Here is a 19,029-nt window from a genome sequence, read left to right on the forward strand (position 1 = left end):
AATCAAGTCAGGATGACGTCAGACCCAGCAGCTCGGCGGACCGCTCGCGCATCTCGACCTTGCGGATCTTGCCGGTGACGGTCATCGGGAACTCCTCGACGAGCAGGACGTAGCGCGGGATCTTGTAGTGCGCGAGCCGGCCGGTGGCGAAGGCGCGGACGGCGTCGGCGTCGAGCGGATCCGCACCGGCCCGCAGCCGGATCCAGGCGCAGAGCTCCTCGCCGTACCTCTCGTCGGGGACACCGACGACCTGGACGTCCTCGACGTCGGGGTGGGTGTAGAGGAACTCCTCGATCTCGCGCGGGTAGATGTTCTCGCCGCCACGGATGACCATGTCCTTGATCCGGCCGACGATATTGCAGTAGCCGTCCTCGCGCATGACGGCGAGGTCGCCGGTGTGCATCCAGCCGTCGGCGTCGATGGCCTCGGCGGTCTTGTCGGGGTCGTTCCAGTAGCCGAGCATCACGGAGTAGCCCTTGGTGCAGAACTCGCCGGGCTCGCCGCGCGGCACGGTCTCCCCCGTGGCCGGGTCGACGATCTTGATCTCCACGTGGGGCGCGGCGCGGCCGATGGTCGACGTACGACGGTCCAGGTCGTCGTCCGCACGGGTCTGGCAGGACACCGGGCTGGTCTCGGTCATGCCGTAGGCGATCGACACCTCGGCCATGTGCATGTCGTTGATGCAGCGCTTCATCACCTCGACCGGGCAGATCGAGCCGGCCATGATGCCGGTGCGGAGGGTCTCGAGGTCGTACTGGGCGAAGTCGGGGGCGCTCTGCATGGCGATGAACATGGTGGGGACGCCGTAGACCGCGGTGCAGCGCTCGTCCTGGATCGTGCGCAGGGTGATCGCGGGGTCGAAGCCGGGCGCCGGGATCACCATCGTCGCGCCGTGGGTGACGCAGCCGAGGTTGGCCATCACCATGCCGAAGCAGTGATAGAAGGGCACCGGGATGCAGAGCCGGTCCTGCTCGCCGAACCCGATCAGCTCGGTGACGAAGTAGCCGTTGTTGAGGATGTTGCGATGGCTCAGGGTCGCACCCTTGGGGAACCCGGTCGTGCCGCTCGTGTACTGGATGTTGATCGGGTCGTCGGGGCGCAGCTCCGCTTGGCGCCGGGTGAGAGCCTCCGCCGGGAGGTCCTTGCCGGCGGCGACCAGGCGCTGCCAGTCGTCGGAGTCGACGTACAGGGTCTGCTCGAGGCCCTCGACCTCGCCGGCGGCGACGACCTCCTCCACCATGCCCCTGTAGTCGCTGGTCTTGAAGCGGGTCGCGGCCAGCAGCAGGCGCAGGCCCGACTGGTTGACGGCGTACGCCAGCTCATGGGTGCGGTACGACGGGTTGACGTTGACCAGCACCGCCCCCGCCTTGGCCGCCGCGAACTGCACGATCGTCCACTCCGCGCAGTTCGGCGCCCACATCCCCACCCGGTCGCCCTTCGCGATGCCCAGCCCGATCAGGCCGCGCGCCGCCTCGTCGACCGCATGGTCGAACTCCCGCCACGTCCACCGGCGCCCGCTCGCGACCTCCACCAGCGCCTCACCGTCCGGCCACCGGGCGACCGTGCGCTCGAGGTTCGCCCCGATGGTCTCGTCGAGCAGGGGCGTGGTGGTCTCGCCAGCGGCGTACGACAGCTCCGTCATGGCTCCATGGTGACCCGCCGGTGACCCGGGTCACACCCCTCGAAAGGGGGTGGTTGCGGTGGGCCTGCATGGATCCCGGATGTCCGGGGATCCATGCGCTTGTCAGGGGTTGCAACGCCTGACAAGCGCATGGAACGCCCTCCGGCTGTGACGGATGTGGCGGGTGGTGCCGGCTCAGAGGTCGAAGAGAGAGTCCGCGGCGTTGATGTCGGTGTCGGTGCGGGGCTGGTGGGCCTCGCCGGAGGACGCCGGCTTCGGGGCGGGGACGGCCGGCTTCTCGGGCTCGGGCTCTGGCTCCGGCTCGGGGGCTGCCTCGGGCTCTGGTTCCGGGGTCGGCTCGGCGACCGGCTCGGCGGTCGGCTCGGCGACCGGGGCGGGGGACGGCGTCGGGGCAGCTGCGGCCTTGGCGGCGGTCGGCTCGGGAGCGGCGATGTCGAACAGCGAGCCCATGGCGTTGATGTCGACGTCCGTCTTCGGCGCGTTCGCCGTGGCCGACGAGGTCGCGGCCGGAGTGGGCTCGGGGGCCGGCGGGTCGGCGACGACCTCCGCCTCCTCGGCGCGGGCCTCGGCCTCGACCGGCTCCGCCTCGGGCGTCGGAGCCGGGGCAGGAGCGGGGGTCGCGGCGGCCGGGGCTGGCTCGGGGGCGGCGATGTCGAACAGGGAGCCGCCGGCGTTCAGGTCGACCGAGGGGGTCGGCTCCGCCGGGGCCTCGGGCTTCGGCGCCGCGGCGGGCGCCTCAGCGGACGCCTCAGCCGGTGCCGGAGCGGCGGGCTCCGGAGCGGCGGGCTCGGAGGGCGCAGGGGCCTCCTGCGCGGGGGCGGCGATGTCGAAGAGCGAGCCGCCGGCGCCGAGGTCCGCGACCGGCTTCGTCTCCGCCGGCTTCTCCTCCGGCTTCTCCTCAGCCGGTGCGGCCGGGTCAGGAGCGGGGGCCGGGGTGTCGAAGAGCGAGCCGCCCTCATCGAACAGCGAGCCTCCGGACACCGGCTTCTCCTCGGCCGCCGGCGTCGCCGAAGCCGCCGGAGCGGACGGGGCCGCCGACTTCTCGGCAGCCGGAGCGGGCGTGTCGAACAGCGAGCCCGGGTCGTCGAACAGCGAGCCACCGTCGGCGGGCGCGGCCGACTTCTCCTCGACCGGAGCAGCAGGAGCAGCAGGAGCAGCGGACGCAGCAGGCGCCGGGTCGTCGAACATGGAGCCGGGGTCGTCGAACATCGACGACCCGCCGGAGGCCTTGGCCGCCGGGCCGACGTCCTCGGTGGCGACGACGGTGTCCTCGGTGAGGGTCACGTCGCCGGCCTCGGGCTTGGCGTCGGTCGCTGCGCTCCCCGCCTGCTTCGCATCCGCCTTGGTCGCGACCGACTGCTTGGCCTCGGCCGGAGCGGCGGCCTTCTTCGGCTGCAGCGGGGCACCGGCACCCGGGGCGAGCTTGGTGGCCATCTCGCCCTTCACCGAGGCGAGCAGCATCTGCGCGACGTCGAGGACCTCGACCTCCTCGCGGGCCTCGCCGTCGGCCTGCATCTTGGTGAGGCCGTCGGAGAGCATCACGCGGCAGAAGGGGCAGCCGACGGCGACCTGGTCGGCACCGGTGCCGACCGCCTCGGCGGTGCGGTTCAGGTTGATCCGCTCGCCGATGGTCTCCTCCATCCACATGCGGGCACCGCCGGCGCCGCAGCAGAAGGACCGCTCGGAGTTGCGCTCCATCTCGGCGAGCTCGGCGCCGGGGAGGATCTGGAGCAGGTCGCGCGGGGGCGTGTAGACCTGGTTGTGGCGGCCGAGGAAGCAGGGGTCGTGGTAGGTGACCTTGCGCTCGTGCGCGCCGGCACCGGTCGCCACCGGGGTCAGCCTGCCCTCGCGGACGAGGCGGTTGAGCAGCTGGGTGTGGTGGATGACCTCGAGCTCGAGACCGAGCTGGCGGTACTCGTTCTTGAGGGTGTTCATGCAGTGCGGGCAGGTCGAGACGACCTTCTTCGCCTTGGCGTCGGTGAGCACCTCGATGTTCTGCTGGGCCAGGCCCTGGAACACGAACTCGTTGCCGGCCCGGCGGGCGGAGTCGCCGGTGCAGGTCTCCCCGTTGCCGAGTACGCCGAACGACACGCCTGCGAGGTCGAGGAGCTCGGCCACGGCGCGGGTCGTCTTCTTCGCACGGTCCTCGTACGCACCGGCGCAGCCGACCCAGAACAGCCAGTCGACCTCGTCCAGCGACTCGATCGAGTCGCCGACGACCTTGACGTCGAAGGGCAGGTCCTTGGCCCAGTCGAGGCGCGCCGTGGCGGACATGTTCCACGGGTTGCCCTTGTTCTCCAGGCCCTTGAAGAGGCCGTTGAGCTCGGAGGGGAAGTTGGACTCGACGAGCACCTGGTAGCGGCGCATGTCGACGAAGTGGTCGACGTGCTCGATGTCGACGGGGCACTGCTGGACGCAGGCACCGCAGTTGGTGCAGGCCCACAGGGCGTCCTCGTCGACGACGAAGTCGCCGCCCTCGGGCATGTAGAACCAGTCGTCGACACCCTCGCTCTGGTCGCGCCCGGCGGACCCGACGAGGGCGCGCTGCTCGGCGCCGCCCGCGACGGCGTACGCCTCCTCCCGCATCGCCATCATCATCAGCTTGGGCGACAGCGGCTTCTCGGTGTTCCAGGCGGGGCACTGCGACTGGCAGCGACCGCACTCGGTGCAGGTCGTGAAGTCGAGGATGTCCTTCCAGGAGAAGTCCCAGATGGAGCCGGCGCCGAGGACGGCGTCCTCGTCGAGGTCGTCGACGTCGTCGAGGGTGATCGGCTTGCCGGCCGAGGTGAGCGGCTTGACCGCGCCGAGCGCCGTCCGGCCGCTGTCGTCGCGCTTGAGCCAGATGTTGAACCAGGCGGTGAACCGGTGCCAGGCCACGCCCATGGTGAGGTTCGTCGAGATGACGATGAGCCAGACCATCGCGGAGACGATCTTGATCATCGCGATGACGTAGACGATGTTCTCGAGCGAGCCGATCGCGTCGTGGCCGGTCGGGTAGAGGTTGCCGAAGGCCTGGGAGATCGGGAAGTGCGCGCCGGTGGCGTGCTCGGCGTGCTCGCCGCCGTGGGCCTGAGCGAGGTTGTACTCCGCGCCGCGGATGAACAGGATCGCCGAGCTCTCGAGGAGGACCATCGCCTCGACGAAGTACGCCTGCCACATCGTGGAGCCGAAGAACCGGCTCTTGCGCCCCATCTCCGAGGGCCGGTGGGTGAGCCGGTAGACGATCAGCGGGATGATCGCGAGGGTGCCGAGCAGGCCGAGCAGCTCCGCGGTCCACTCGTAGACGACCCACTTGCCGATGACCGGGATCGTCCACTCCGGGGAGAACAGCTGCGGGAAGGCCGCCGCGACGGCGGTGGAGAGGAACAGGAACGCCGCGAACGCGAACCAGTGCAGGACGCCGACCCAGGTCCACTGCAGCATCCTCGTGTGGAGGATCGTCTCCTTGACCATCGTCATCGTGCGACCGAGCGGGTTGCCGGTGCGCCCGGGCGCCGGCTGGCCGCGCCGGATCACGCCGAGCATCGCACCGACGGCCCGTGCGGTCAGCGCCACGGCGACGACCGAGACGGCCAGGGAGACGACGATCGCAACGATCTGCATGGTGTCCAACAGCTCCTCATCGGCCACGGAGTCAGGGGGCGCATGGGAGTGCGCCCGACGAGCCTAGTGCCGACGAGCGGGGCCGATCATGATAGGTATGCCTTACCCGCGCACGCCCGGCAGCAGGGCCACCAGGGATACTACCGGCAAGTAACTTGTCGCTGCCGTGATCCGCACCTCACCGGCGGATCTTGACCTTCTTCACCGTGCCCCGGGCGTTGAACTTGACCACGACGGTCGCGTTCCCGGCCTTCGTCAGCCCGCTCTTCGCACCCTTCGCCTTCGCGCCCTTCGCCTTCTTCGCCTTCACGCAGAAGACGTACTTCTTCCCGAGCCGCTGGTAGGGCTGGCCGACCTTCGCCATCACCTGCGCGGTCGTCAGGTGCTTGCGCTTCATCTGCTGGGCGAGCCGCTTCGCCTTCTTCAGCGACATCCGCAGGCCGGGGTTGCGGCAGGAGTCCGGTCGTACGCCGTACGCGCGCTCCCACATCTGCAGGTAGGCCTCGGCGCCGCGCGCCATGTCGTCGACGATCTTCGCGCCGTCGCCGCGGCGCTGCGCCTCGGCGACCTGCCGCAGGTCCTCGACCCAGTCGGGGTAGAGGCCGTACTGGGCGACGCCGTCGGTGTTGATGTCCCACACCCGCTGGCCGGCGCGCTGCCGGTCGACGGTGACGCCGCCGAGACCGGTGAAGGGGTAGCGGACCGGGTTGGCGACGTTCGCCCCGCGCGGGTTGCCCTGGGCACCGAGCCCGTTGATGTCGGCGCCGAAGCCGAACCCGAAGTAGTAGCGCGAGTCGGCCCAGCCGAGGTGGCGGCGCCACTTCGCGACGAAGCCGGTGGAGTCGCCGGCGTACGGCGTGACGAACCCGCCCGCGCGGTAGATCCGGGGGTAGGTGTCCGGGGTCGACCAGGAGTGGCTGGAGATGACGCCCGGGTAGCGCAGGTCCTCGATCACGTCCATCGACGCGGCCCGCGCCTTCACGGAGAGGTGGTCGGGGTCGAAGACCATCTTCCGCTTCGCCAGCCCGGCGATGGTGTGGACGCCGAGGTCGGTGAGGCCGCGCCTGTTGCAGTGCGCGGGCTGCGGGTAGAGCGGCAGCGCCGGCAGCAGGCCGAGCACCTTGCCGAGCGCGCCGAACAGGGCGTCCTGCTGGCCGGCGGTGATGTCGGGCAGCGTGAGCTGCGGGTTGTCGGCGGACTCGCCGTCGACGGGGTCGCAGTGCTCCATCGCCCAGAACGTGCCGGTCTCGAGGAAGTTGGCCGTGTTGACCAGGACGCCGGTCTCGCCGGCGTCGCCGGCCACGCCCGCGAGCGCGTTGTCGAACTTGTTGACCAGCTCCATCTGGCGGACGCCGAGCGCCTGCATCTCGTCGAGGCTCTTGTCGATCTCCGCGGTCGTGCAGGCCGGCCGGTCGCGGCCGAGGAGACTCTTGAACGTGCAGCCGAACGGGATCGAGGTCTCGATGCCCATGACGACGGCCAGCTTGCCGGCGTTGATCACCCGGCGGGCCTCGTAGGGGTCCTTCACGATCCGGTAGAAGCCCTTGCCGGGGCCGCCGAACTGGGCGTCGATGTAGTCCTGCATCCGGTACATGTCCTCGGCCTGGAGCCGGATGGAGTCCATGTCGTCGCAGGAGTTGCGCTTGACCGGGTAGAGCCGGCAGAGCTGGTTGTTCTCGACCAGCAGGTTGACGAACAGCCGCTGTCCGCCGCGCCACGCCCGCTCCAGCCAGCGCCAGTAGGTGCCCTCGTGGACCAGCGCGTCGGGCGCCGGCCAGTCCTTGAACGTCGGCCAGCCGACCGGGTCGAGCGCCACCCCGCCCGACAGCACCGACTCGACGGCCATCGTGCCGGCGCCGGCCACGGGGTTGGCCGAGCAGTCGGGGAGCGCGTACGGCGCGCCGTACTCGTGCCAGGGGCGGCCGCAGTGGAGGCTGCCGCCGAGGAACTCGAAGGCCATGCCGTGGGTGTGGGCGTCGACGAAGCCGCGCACCTCCTGGTAGGGCGTCGTGCCACCGAAGGGCGCGCCGCTCACGTTGACGTCGGCCTCGGGGTAGTCGGGGCAGCCGGTGGCGAGGCGGACCTGGAAGGTCGTCCCGGTCGCGCCGCTGGCGAGCGCGCCGCCCTGCGCGACGAGGGCGCCGGCGCCGTCGATCTGGAAGGTGAAGGTGCCGGAGCCGCCGGAGACGGTCCAGTCGGCGCGGGGGCCGGGCTGGGCGGCGAGCGCGACCGAGCCGTTGGGGTTGCGGGTGAGCTCGCCCGTGGCCGTGTGCAGCAGGTAGCCGCCGAGGCGGGTCGCCTTGAAGTAGTAGGGCCCGAAGGTCGCGCCGGACGCACTGAGGGTGTAGCAGCCGCCGGCCATCGCGAACCGGTCGGCGGGGACGGCGGTGCGCGGCGGGTGGGCCGCGGTCGGGACGAGCTTCGGGTCGGGGAGCGCGCGCTCGCGGTCGACGTACGACGCGGCGGCCTTCCGCTCGGCCGCGGTGGTCGGGTCGACCGCGGCGGCCGCGTCGGCGCCGACGGCGAGGCCGCGCGAGACGTCGTTCTTGGTCGCGGGGTCGTTGTGGTCGTGCGGCGCGAGCAGGGCGTCGTCGTGGGGCACGCCGAGGTCGGACTTCTGCTGCTCGGCGGCCGCGGCCAGCGTGGTCGTGCCGTCGCCGGGGCCGACCGTCGGGACAGCGAGCGCGACCCCGACCACGGACAGCGCGACCAGCGCCGCGAGTCCGACCCGTCGCCACGCGCTCGTGGGCTCGACCTGCTCCTCCGACACCGCTCCACCTCCACCTTCCAGGCACACCGAGTGACCCCGGTCACCCTCCAACGAGGGTCCGACGCTTCGGTGACGCCGCTAACGTGAATCGGTGTCAGATTCCGTCGCCGGGCATGATGGCGCCATGACTCGTGGCGCGACGGCGGCCCTCTCCCTCGCGCTCTGCCTCGTCCTCGCCGCCTGCGGCGGCGGCGACACCGACGACCCGGACGGACCGGGCGAGACCGACGGCCCGGCGTCCCCGACCAGCTCCCCCAGCAACACCGCGGCGGCGGGCGACCTCGCGATCGCCCGCAACGACACCCGCGCCGACTCGGTCTACCCCGACATCGGCAACCCGCTCGTCGACGCCCTGCACTACGACCTGCGGCTCACCTGGGACCCGGAGCAGGACCACCTCGCCGGCGAGGAGACGCTGACCTTCCGCGCCACCGGCGACGCCGAGCGGATCCCGCTCGACTTCAACGAGCAGCTCGCGATCAGCCACGTCAGCGTCGACGGCACCCCCGCCACGTTCAAGGTCGAGGGCAACGACCTCGCCGTCGAGCACCCGATCACGGCCGATGAGCAGTACGAGCTGGTCCTGGAGTACGCCGGCACGCCGGCCACCGCGCCCGCGCCGAGCGCCCGCCGGGACTTCGCGCAGGGCGTCGGGTGGAGCATCACCCCGAGCACGAGACGTGGACGCTGCAGGAGCCCTACGGCGCCTTCACCTGGTACGCCGTCAACGACCAGCCGTCCGACAAGGCGCTCTACGACTTCACCCTCTCCGTCCCGGCGCCGTGGTCCGGCGTCGCCAACGGCGTGCTGACGTCCTCGACGACCGAGGGCGGCCGCAGCGTGAACAGCTGGCACCTCGCGGAGCCGGCGTCGTCGTACCTGGTGACGGTGGCGTTCGGCGACTTCCAGCACACCGACCTCGAGTCGTCGAGCGGCGTGCCGATCCAGATCTGGACCGACGCCGACGGCGAGGCGACGCCCGGCCAGACCGCCTACGCGCCGGAGGCGATCGACTGGCTCGAGCAGATCCTGGGGCCGTACCCGTTCGACAGCTTCGGCCTGCTCGTCGTCGACAACGACAGCGGCATGGAGACCCAGACGATGGTGACCCTGGGCGACACGCCGTACAGCCTCTCCGCCGCGGTGATCGTGCACGAGGCGGCCCACCACTGGTACGGCGACACGGTCACGCCCGCCGACTGGTCCGACGTGTGGATGAACGAGGGCATGGCGATGTACCTCCAAGGCATGTGGGAGGCCGAGCAGGAGGGCATCCCCATCGCGCAGAAGATGGACGACTGGGCGGGCTTCGAGCCCGACCTGCGCGCCGCCGCCGGCCCTCCGGGCGCCTACGACCCGGCGCAGTTCGGCGACGGCAACATCTACTACGGCCCGGCCCTGATGTGGCAGGAGCTGCGGGAGCGGATCGGGGACGAGCGGTTCTTCGAGGTGCTCCGGGAGTGGCCGGCCGGCCGGGCCAACGACACCGCCGACCGGCGGGAGTACGTCGACTGGATCGAGGAGACGACGGGCGAGGAGCTGTCGTCGTTCTTCGACGCCTGGCTGCTCGGCCGGACCACCCCGGAGCGGGGCTGACGATCAGTCGATCAGGCCGGGCTCCACGATCGAGGCGAAGTCGATCTGCTTGGGCAGCTCGCCGGCCTCGAAGAAGGCGTCGGCCAGGGCCTGCTCGGCCGCGATGGTCTCGGGGGTGACCGGGCCGAAGTCGGCGGCCTTGTTCCTCGCCACCGCCCGGGTGATCTCGGGAGCCAGGCCGGACTCGGCGGCCCAGCCGTCGCCCCAGGCGTCGGCGTTGTCGATCGCCCAGACCCAGGCCTCCTGGAGGAGCTTGACGAAGTGCTCGATGCTCTTGCGGGTCTCGGGCTCCTCGAGCGACTTCGACGAGGCGATCTCGAACTGCACGCCCTGCTCGTCGGGCGCCCCGCCGGTGATCTCGACGGCATCGTTCTGCTCGATCGCCTGGGTGACGAACGGGTCCCAGACCACCCAGGCGTCCACCTCGCCGGAGGTGAACGCGGCCAGTCCGTCGGCCGGGGCGAGGTAGTTCGCCTCGATGTCGTCGAGGGTCAGGCCGTTGCGCTCGAGCGCCTGCAGGAGCAGCCCGTGCGCGGAGGTGCCCTTGCCGACCGCGACCTTCTTTCCCTTCAGGCCCGCGACGTCGGCGATGTCGGACCCGGAGGGCACGAGGATGGAGTTCTCCTTCTGGTCGCGCTCCTGCACCTGCGCCACGATCTTGAAGTTCGCGTCGGCGGCGGCGCCGAAGATCGGCGGCGCCGAGCCCACCCACGCGACGTCGATCTGGTCGGCGGAGGCGGCCTCGACGATCGGCGGTCCGGCGGTGAACTCCGCCCACTCGATCTCGTAGGGCAGGTCGTCGAGCAGACCCGCCTCCTGGAGCACGGCGCGGACGCCGTCCTTCTGGACGCCGACCCGGAGCACGGGCTTGTCGCCGGAGGCGTCGGCGTCGCCGGAGCCGCAGGCACTGAGGCCGGCCACGGCGGCGATCGCGGCGACGGTGCCGGCGAGGGCGCGGCGCAGGCGGGTTCGGTTGGTGTGCAGCATGGAATCTCTGTCCTTCTCGGGAGGGGTGGGCGGGCGCGGGCCGGTCAGGCGGAGGCCGGGGCGCCCTGGTCCACGCCGAGCAGCCCCAGCAGGGCGGCGCGGCGGCGGACGATCTCGGGGTGGTCGCGGCGGCGGGGCCGCGGCAGGTCGATGCGCTCGTCGTGGACCAGCCCGCCGGCGTCCATCACCAGGACGCGGTCGGCGAGCAGCAGCGCCTCCTCGACGTCGTGGGTGACCATGAGGACGGCGGGCTGGTGGGTCTCGACCAGGGTCTGCACGAGCTCCTGGGCGGAGATCCGGGTGAGCGCGTCGAGGGCGCTGAACGGCTCGTCGAGGAGCAGCAGGTCGGGCTCGCGGACGAGCGCGCGGGCGAGGGCGACGCGCTGGCGCTGGCCGCCGGAGAGCTGGCGCGGCCAGGCCCGCTCACGGCCGGCGAGGCCGACCTCGGCCAGCACCCGCTCCGCGCGACCGCGGGGATCGGCGCCGCGGAGGCCGAGGCTGACGTTGTCGAGCACGCGTCGCCAGGGGAACAGCCGGGGGTCCTGGAACACCACCGCGGGCTCCCGGCCGCCCACGACCTCGCCCTCGGCGCCGGTGTCGATGCCGGCGAGGATGCGCAGCAGGGTGGACTTGCCGCAGCCGGAGCGACCGAGCAGCGCGACGAACTCGCCGGTGCGGATCTCGAGGTCGATGCCCTCCAGGACGACGTGGTCGCCGAAGGCGCGGCGTACGCCGTGGGCGGCGGCGACGATCTCGCTCACGCCGACACCCCCTCCTCGCGCCAGCGCACGGCCGCGCGCTCGAGGACCCGCACCACGGCGTCGGTGAGCAGGCCGAGGATCGCGTAGCAGAGCAGGGCGACCACGATGATGTCGGTGCGCAGGAAGTCGCGGGCGTTGTTGATGAGGTAGCCCAGGCCGGCGCCGGCGTTGACCTGCTCGGCGACGACCAGCGCGACCAGCGCGGCACCCAGCGACTGCCGGAGGCCGACGAGGGCGCCGGGGAGGACCGCGGGGACGTAGAGGTGGCGCAGCCGCTCCCAGCGGCTCAGCCGCAGCGACACCGCGACCTCCTGGAGGTCGCGGTCGACGCCGCGCAGGGCGGCCACCAGGTTGAGGTAGAGCGGCACCAGCGCGAAGAGGGCGACCAGGTAGATCTTCGGCTCCTCCTTGATGCCGAACCAGATGATGAACAGCGGCACCAGCCCGAAGAGCGGCAGCACGCGCAGCATCTGGACGTACGGGTCGACGAGCGCGTCGCCGAGCCGGCTCAGCCCCGCCAGGGCGCCGAGGACGACGGCGAGGCCGCCACCGAGCAGGAAGCCGAGCGCCGCACGGCGCAGGGACACCAGGATCGCGTCCTGCAGCTGGCCGCTCTCCCACAGGAAGCGTGTCGTCTCGACGACGGTGCCGGGCGCCGGGAACGTGCTCTCCTTCAGTACGCCGGTCGAGGAGGCGAGCTGCCACAGGCCGACCAGGATGAGCGGGCTCAGCAGCCGCAGCAGCCGGTAGGGCAGCGCGATGCTCCGCCGGCGGGGCCGCGCCGGGCCGCGCGCGGCCGGCGTACCGACGCCGGCGGAGACCAGACCGCGGGGTGCGGTGTCGACGCTCATGCCGCCACCGGCCGCTTCCACAGGCCGCGCTGCTCCAGGACGGGCAGCACGCCCTCGCCGAACCAGTAGGCGCCCTCGAGGTGGGGGTACGCCGAGAGGACGAGCTGGTCGATGCCCACGGCGTGGTACTCCTCGATCAGGTTCGCGACCTCCTCGTGGCTGCCGACCAGCGCCGTGCCGGCGCCGCCGCGGACCAGCCCGATCCCGGCCCACAGGCCGGGGTGGATCTCCAGGTCGTCGCGGGTGCCGCCGCTGAGGTCGAGCATCCGCTGCTGGCCGACGGACTCGCTGCGGGCCAGCCCGGCGCGCACCTCGGCGATGGCGGCGTCGTCGATGCCGGACAGCAGCCGGTCGGCCTCGGCCCAGGCCTCCGCGGAGGTGTCGCGGTTGATGACGTGGACGCGGAGGCCGAAGCTCAGCTCGCGGCCCTCCTGCGCGGCGAGCTCGCGGATCCAGCGGACCTTCTCGCCCACGGCGGCCGGCGGCTCGCCCCAGGTGAGGTAGACGTCGGCGTGCCGCGCGGCGACCAGGCCCGCGGCCGGCGAGGACCCGCCGAACTGGATCTCGGGACGCTTGTGGGGGACCTGGTGGAGTCGCGCGCCCTCGACCCGGACGTGCTCGCCGGCGAAGTCGACGGTCTCGCCGTCCCAGAGCCGGCGTACGACGGTCAGGAACTCGTCGCAGCGGGCGTAGCGCCCCTCCTTGTCGAGGAAGTCACCGAACGCGCGCTGCTCCGCGCTCTCGCCGCCGGTGACGACGTTGAGCAGCAGACGGCCGCGCGAGAGGTTCTGGAAGCTCGTCGCCATCTGCGCCGCCAGCGTCGGCGACATCAGGCCCGGGCGGAGCGCGACGAGGAAGCCGAGGCTGTCGGAGACCTGGGACAGCATCGCGGTGGTCACCCAGGCGTCCTCGCACCACGCTCCCGTGGGGACCAGCGCCGACTCGAAGCCGAGTTGCTCGGCGCTGCGGGCGATCTGGCCGAGGTAGGGCACGGTCACCGGACGGCCCGCCGGGCCGGCGTCGACGCCGTGGCCGCCGCCGACGACCTGGCGACCGTCGCCGCCGTTGGTCGGCAGGAACCAGTTGAACTTCAGGGACATCGAACTCCTCGCTCACAAAGTGCTTAATTCAATCGAACTACTAGGATTAGGTCGATGCAAGGGTTCCCCGCTGGTTCCGCCATGGGATCTCACGGTGGGGCGATAGGGCTCCACGATCGCTTGCAGCCGAGGAACACGCCGTCCAGGAGGAGTCCCGCCATGCGCATCGAGCAGCTCGAGTACATCGACGCGATCACCCGGCACGGGTCGCTGCGACGCGCCAGCGAGCACCTGCACATCTCGCAGCCGGCGCTCTCGGAGTCGATCATGCGGCTCGAGCGCGAGCTCGGCGTCACCCTCCTCGACCGCCGTCGCTCCGGCGCGCGGATCAGCAGGCGGGGCCGCGACCTGCTCCCGCACATCGTCGACGCGATCGACGCGGTGCAGCGGATCCGCGCGGCCGCCCGCGAGCAGGCCGCCGCCGCCCGGGTGATCCACGTCGGGACCGTGCAGGCCGCCAGCTCCACCCTGCTCATCCCCGCGGTACGACGGTTCCGCGCGGCCAGCCCCGAGGTCACCGTCGAGCTGCGCAACATGCAGCAGTCCGAGATCTTCGCCGAGATCGCCGCCGGCTCCCTCGACCTGGGCCTGGTCAACGTGCTCGAGGGCGACGACGTACCACCCGACGTCGCCCGCGCCGACCTCATCCACGGCCGCCCGGTCGCGGTGCTCACCCCCGACCACCCGCTGGCGGCCCGGGACACGCTCACCGCCGACGACCTGCGCCCCGAGCCCTTCGTCGAGATGCGGCCGGGCTACCTGATGAACCGCTTCGCGCACCGGTGGTTCGGGCCGGCGATGCCGGAGGTCTGCTACACCGCCGACGGCGCCGAGCTGGGCAAGGCGCTGGTCGCGCAGGGCATCGGCTTCACCCTGCTGCCCGACTTCACCGTGATGGGCCACCCGCTCGAGCAGAGCGGGATGATCACCTACCGCGCGATCGACGGCGAGCCGCCCACCGTGACCCTGGTGGCCTGCACCCGTCGCGGGGTCCCCCAGCCCGAGGTCGTCCGCGGCCTCCACGCCGCGCTGGTGCGCCGCGCCCGGGACTACACGCGGTACGCCGCACCCGCCTGACGCCGGCCCTTCCCAAGAACTGGAACGCGTTCTACTCTCCGGGGATGCTCCTGCTCCGCGTCGCGGCCTCGGGGATCGCCGCCGTCCTCGCCCTGTCGCTCGGCACCGCGCCCCGCGCGGCGGCCGACCCCGATCCCGGCCTGCCCGGGCTGCCCGGGCTCCCGGCGCTGCCGGCCGTCCCGGGGCTGCCGATCCCGTCGCTGCCCACCGACCTGCTCGCGCCGCGGTTCACCGGCGCGGCGGTCACCCCGCAGCCGCTCCCGGCGCCACCGGTCCCGCAGAACCCGTACCTCGCGCCGAACGGGCGCAGCAGCATGCACAACGACCCCTACAGCACCGACGCGTACGCCGGGTCCGGGCCGACCGGGCGCAACCTGCAGGTGCGCACCGCGTCGTACGGGATCCGGGAGTGCGCCACGATCGCGTTCGACTCCCGCGACCGGATCGTCGGGCTGTGCGGCGGGCTGGAGGGCTTCACCATGATGGTGATCGACCCGGTCACGCTGCGCGCGATCTCGCAGCTGCAGCTCTCCGCGCGCGACCTCAGCAAGGCCGCGAACCCGTTCACCGACATCTGCGGCGGCACGTACTTCTTCCTCGACGGCCAGGACCGCGCGTACGCCACGACGACCGACTCCTCGATCGCCGAGGTGGCGGTCGGCGCGGACGGGACGCTGACCCGCGGCCGGACCTGGCCGCTCGCCGCCCACCTCGGCGCCGACGACTGCCTCGTCGCGACCGGCGTCGACTGGGACGGCCGGGTCTGGTGGTTCAGCCAGCAGGGCACGGTCGGGACGCTCGACCGCGCCACGGGCGCGGTGCGGGCGCTGCAGCTGCCGGCGGGCGAGGGGATCTTCAACTCCGTCTCCACCGACGAGACCGGCGGCGTCTACTTCGTCTCCACCCACCAGACCTACCGCCTCGACGCCGCCGCCGACGGCACGCCGGCCATCACCTGGGCGATCCCCTACGACCGCGGCACCCGCACGAAGCCGGGCATGCTCTCCCAGGGATCCGGTACGTCGCCCACGCTGATCGGCGAGCGCTGGATCGCGATCGCCGACAACGCCGAGCCGCAGAGCCACGTCCTCGTCTACGACCGCCGCACGGGGGTCGCCGACCGCGAGCACTGCTCGATCCCCGTGCTGCAGAGCGGTGCCAGCACGACCGAGAACAGCCTGGTGGCCGCGGGCGAGTCGCTGATCATCGAGAACAACTACGGGTACTCCAGCGTGCTCTCCACGACCCTCGGCAAGACCACCACCCCCGGCGTCTCCCGGGTGATGATCGACCCGGACGGCTGCCACGTCGCCTGGACCAACCCGACCGTCGCGCCGTCGTCGGTCCCGAAGGCCTCCCTCGGCAACGGCCTCGTCTACGTCTACTCCAAGCCCGGCGGCAACCTGGTCGACCCGTGGTACGTCACCGCCATCGACATCCGCACCGGCCAGACCCGCTGGAGCCGCCTCACCGGCACCGGCATCCAGTGGAACAACCACTACGCCTCGATCTACCTCGGTCCGGACGGCGCCCTCTACATCGCCACCATCGTGGGGTTGGTCCGGCTCACGGACGGCTAGTGTCCTGTCAGGTTGGAGCGCTGACATAGTCGGTGGTCATGGTGCGTGCATCGCAAGGCGGCCGTGCGAGGGCATACCGGGTCGTCTGTCGAGCGCGGCCAACGCCGCGAGGTGCGTGCCAGGGCCGCCGAATATGGCGGCGAATCAGCCTGACAGGACACTAGATCGGGGTCGCCACAGGCAGCCGGCGGCGGCCGCGAGCACGTCGTCGACGGGCACGTCGCGCAGCCGGCCGGCCCCGCGGGCGGCGACCAGCGAACGGGCGGTGCAGCGCGCGGTGGCCGGATCGAGGCCGGCGTCCCGCTCGAGGCTGCGGACGAGGGCGGCCGCGGCGTCCGGCTCCCCCGGCCCGCCACCGGTGGGCGGTCGGGGACCAGGACGGCCGCTCCGGCGAGCAGCGCCAGGACGGCGGCGGCCGCTCCGGTCCCCGCCGCCCGGCGTCGGGACGGCCTGGTCGCGGCCGCCCGCAGGTCGTCGCGGAGAGCGTCGCGGAGGGCGTCGCGGAGGGCCGCCGCCGAGGCCGGCGGGTCGCGCAGCACCTGCTCGAGCGCGCTGCCGGGAGGACCGGCGAGGACGGCTCGGAGCAGGCGGACCAGCGCCCGGACGTCGTCCGCGATCCCGTCGCCGCCGACCGCGGCGGCGATGCCGAAGTCCCCGAGGTAGGCGACCGTGTGGGTGCCGCGGCGGCGCAGCAGCACGTTGGACGCCTTGATGTCGCGATGGACCAGGCCCACGCGGTGCGCCTCGGCCAGCCCGTCGGCGACCTGGGCGACGAGCTCGGCCGCATCGCGGGCGGGCAGCGGGCCGTGCCGGCGTACCGCGGTGCCGAGATCGCCGTCGGGCACCAGCTGGCCGGCGATGTAGAGCCGTCCGTCGATCTCGCCGTGCGCGAAGACCTGGACGACGTGCGGCGAGTCCAGCGACGCCTGCAGCCGGGCCTCGCGGACGAACCCGGCCCGGAAGCCGGGATCGCCGGCGTGGGGCTCCGCGATCAGCTTGAGCGCGACGCGGCGGCCCAGCACGGTGTCGACCGCCTCGTAGACCGTCCCCATCCCGCCCCGGCCCAGCCAGCGCACGATGCGGTACGGCCCGAGCTCGTCGCCGGGCGCCGGCGTACCGGAGCGGGGCGGGGTCGGCATCCCCCCGTTCTACCCGCTCGTCGCGGAGCGGGCGAACGGTCGTCCCCAGGCTCGTGGCTCACTGGACTACCTTCCTCGCGTCGGTGGTCCTGGATGGGCCGCTGATGCACCCCAGGTGCCGTCGGGTCACTGCCCTGCTCGCTCGACCCAGTGAGGTCCACGATGAGTTCTGCAGGGCCCGGCGGTCACTCGGGACGCCGTGATCGTCGACAGGGCTGAGCGCCAAGGCCGACCCCGTGGCTGGCTGGGAGCGCCGATCAGTGAGCTGACTGACAGATGCGTCCCGGCACCGAAAAGAGGGTGCCTCCCCACTGGGTCTAGCAGCGAGGAGGCTGACGTGAAGTCTGCCAGCACCACCCCGAACAACACCACAGGTAGGAAACTGCCCGACCAGCTGCCTGAGGAGCTGCCTGGGGAGCTGCCTGGGGAGCTGCCTGAGGAGCTGCCTGAGGAGCTGCCTGAGGAGCTGCCTGAGGAGCTGCCTGAGGAGCCCGTCAACAGTGTCACCGCCGGTGTGGACTGGGCCAGCGAGGACCACGCGGTCAGCATCGTCAACGACCGTGGCCTCGAGATCGCCCGCAAGAGCGTCGATCACACCAGCCCCGGACTCCGCGCCCTGGTGAAGTTCCTGGGCCAGCACGGCGTGGGCGAGGTCGCCATCGAGCGCGGCGACGGACCGGTCGTCGACGCCCTGCTCGAGGCGGACATGACCGTGGTCGTGATCAGCCCGAACCGGCTCAAGAACCTGCGCAGCCGCTACGGCTCGGCCGGCAACAAGGACGACCGGTTCGACGCCTACGTCCTGGCCGACACCCTGCGCACCGACCGGACCCGGCTCCGCCCGCTCACCCACAACAGCGAGGCCACCAAGACCCTGCGCGCCACCGTCCGCGCCCGCCGCGAACTGGTCAAGCACCGCGTCGCGCTGTGCAACCAGCTCCGCGCGCACCTGCAGGCCGCGTTCCCCGGCGCGGTCGGGCTCTTCAGTGACTTGGACTCCCAGATCAGCCTGAAGTTCCTGGCCCGCTTCGACTGCCAGGAGCGAGCCGACTGGCTCAGCGTGAAGCGACTGGCTGCCTGGCTTGGCAGTGTCGGCTACTGCGGCCGCAAGGACCCCGCCGACCTGTTCGCGCACCTGCAGAATGCGCCCCGCGGACCGGTCGGTCCCGACGGCGCGGCCCGCGCCCACGTCACCCGCGCCATGCTGAGCGTCCTGACCGAGATCGTCGAGCAGATCGCCACTCTGGAAGCCCAGATCGCCGAACAACTCGCCCTGCACGCCGACGCCCACATCTTCCAGTCCCTGCCCCGTGGCGGCACCGTTCGCGCCGCGCGACTGCTCGCCGAAATCGGCGACGTCCGCGGCCGCTTCCCCGACGCCGCGTCCCTGGCCTGTCTGGCCGGCGTCGCGCCCTCGACCCGCCAGTCCGGCAAGCACAAGGCCGTCACCTACAGGTGGGCGGTCAACAAGGAGCTCCGCGACGCGGTCTGCGACTTCGCCGGCGACTCCCGACGCGCCAACCCCTGGGCCGCGAAGATCTACAACGACGCCATCGCCCGCGGCAAGGACCATCCCCACGCCACCCGCATCCTGGCCCGCGCCTGGCTCGGCGTCATCTGGCGCTGCTGGCAAGACGGCACCACCTACCAGCCCGACCAACACAACGCGCTCCAAGCCGTTCTCGCGGCCTGACGTTGACACAGGGCTACTCATCGGGGATCCGGGTCACCCGCGTCCCCCGATCCCGGCCGGGCGGTCGGCCGGCGGCCCGGTAGCGTCGCGACATGACCGAGCGCGGCGGGTGGGCGAGCGAGGCCGACCGGATGGCGGCCCTGAGCCTCCTGGAGTCGGCGTACGGCGAGGGTCGTCTCTCCCGCCCGAGTGGGAGAGGCGGGGCGAGCTCGCGCTGCGTGCGGAGACCC

At 72.2% G+C, this 19,029-nt stretch carries 13 protein-coding genes; 5 read left to right on the forward strand and 8 right to left on the reverse strand.

Annotation, left to right across the window (positions count from 1 at the left end):
• Positions 1-7: 7 nt before the first annotated feature.
• The 3 genes from FIV44_RS11465 to FIV44_RS11475 all read right to left on the reverse strand — a co-directional run bounded on the left by FIV44_RS11465 (position 8) and on the right by FIV44_RS11475 (position 8,015).
• On the reverse strand, positions 8-1,642 hold the full coding sequence (locus tag FIV44_RS11465; protein ID WP_141004551.1) for an AMP-binding protein: 1,635 nt from the start codon (positions 1,640-1,642) through the stop codon (positions 8-10).
• 174 nt (positions 1,643-1,816) lie between these two features.
• Positions 1,817-5,245, reverse strand: a complete 3,429-nt coding sequence (locus FIV44_RS11470) for a (Fe-S)-binding protein (protein WP_141004552.1) — start codon at positions 5,243-5,245, stop codon at positions 1,817-1,819.
• Between the two features lie 178 nt (positions 5,246-5,423).
• Entirely contained in the window at positions 5,424-8,015 is a 2,592-nt protein-coding gene (locus FIV44_RS11475) for an amidohydrolase family protein (RefSeq protein WP_141004553.1), read from the reverse strand.
• A 124-nt stretch (positions 8,016-8,139) separates the two neighbouring features.
• Here FIV44_RS11475 and FIV44_RS32095 point away from each other — a divergent pair, with 124 nt between their 5' ends.
• Both FIV44_RS32095 and FIV44_RS32100 read left to right on the forward strand, forming a co-directional pair.
• On the forward strand, positions 8,140-8,826 hold the full coding sequence (locus tag FIV44_RS32095) for a gluzincin family metallopeptidase (protein WP_246086921.1): 687 nt from the start codon (positions 8,140-8,142) through the stop codon (positions 8,824-8,826).
• Positions 8,827-8,951: 125 nt separating this feature from the next.
• Positions 8,952-9,611 (forward strand): M1 family aminopeptidase, encoded by a 660-nt coding sequence (locus FIV44_RS32100; protein WP_342778907.1) that lies wholly within the window; start codon positions 8,952-8,954, stop codon positions 9,609-9,611.
• A gap of 3 nt (positions 9,612-9,614) precedes the next feature.
• Here the strand turns inward: FIV44_RS32100 and FIV44_RS11485 are convergent, their stop codons facing one another.
• From FIV44_RS11485 to FIV44_RS11500, 4 genes are read right to left on the reverse strand one after another with little or no spacing between them, the layout of a single operon-like run.
• A complete protein-coding gene (locus FIV44_RS11485) occupies positions 9,615-10,598 on the reverse strand; it encodes an ABC transporter substrate-binding protein (protein WP_141004555.1) in 984 nt (327 codons plus the stop codon).
• 44 nt (positions 10,599-10,642) lie between these two features.
• Entirely contained in the window at positions 10,643-11,359 is a 717-nt protein-coding gene (locus FIV44_RS11490; RefSeq protein WP_246086922.1) for an ABC transporter ATP-binding protein, read from the reverse strand.
• Positions 11,356-12,210 carry an ABC transporter permease gene (locus FIV44_RS11495; protein ID WP_141004556.1) on the reverse strand — a complete coding sequence of 285 codons (855 nt, stop codon included), beginning with the start codon at positions 12,208-12,210 and terminating at the stop codon, positions 11,356-11,358. Before FIV44_RS11495 ends, FIV44_RS11490 begins: the two co-directional genes overlap by 4 nt.
• Positions 12,207-13,310, reverse strand: coding sequence for an LLM class flavin-dependent oxidoreductase (locus FIV44_RS11500; protein WP_141004557.1), 1,104 nt, complete (start codon positions 13,308-13,310; stop codon positions 12,207-12,209). The genes FIV44_RS11495 and FIV44_RS11500 overlap by 4 nt, the downstream gene beginning before the upstream one ends.
• Before the next feature lie 159 nt (positions 13,311-13,469).
• On the opposite strand from FIV44_RS11500, the gene FIV44_RS11505 reads away from it, so the two are divergent.
• Together FIV44_RS11505 and FIV44_RS11510 are read left to right on the forward strand one after the other, a co-directional pair.
• Complete coding sequence (locus tag FIV44_RS11505; protein ID WP_141004558.1) at positions 13,470-14,387, forward strand: LysR family transcriptional regulator; 918 nt, start codon at positions 13,470-13,472, stop codon at positions 14,385-14,387.
• A gap of 44 nt (positions 14,388-14,431) precedes the next feature.
• The gene (locus FIV44_RS11510; protein ID WP_141004559.1) at positions 14,432-15,967 is read left to right on the forward strand and encodes an NHL repeat-containing protein; all 1,536 of its coding nucleotides are present in this window, start codon (positions 14,432-14,434) and stop codon (positions 15,965-15,967) included.
• Here the strand turns inward: FIV44_RS11510 and FIV44_RS11515 are convergent.
• Positions 15,964-17,106 (reverse strand): protein kinase domain-containing protein, encoded by a 1,143-nt coding sequence (locus FIV44_RS11515; RefSeq protein WP_141004560.1) that lies wholly within the window; start codon positions 17,104-17,106, stop codon positions 15,964-15,966. The genes FIV44_RS11510 and FIV44_RS11515 overlap by 4 nt on opposite strands.
• A 337-nt stretch (positions 17,107-17,443) precedes the next feature.
• Here FIV44_RS11515 and FIV44_RS11525 point away from each other — a divergent pair, with 337 nt between their 5' ends.
• Complete coding sequence (locus tag FIV44_RS11525; protein WP_219996402.1) at positions 17,444-18,799, forward strand: IS110 family RNA-guided transposase; 1,356 nt, start codon at positions 17,444-17,446, stop codon at positions 18,797-18,799.
• Positions 18,800-19,029: the final 230 nt, after the last annotated feature.

The organism is Nocardioides humi, assembly GCF_006494775.1.
GTDB lineage: Bacteria > Actinomycetota > Actinomycetes > Propionibacteriales > Nocardioidaceae > Nocardioides > Nocardioides humi.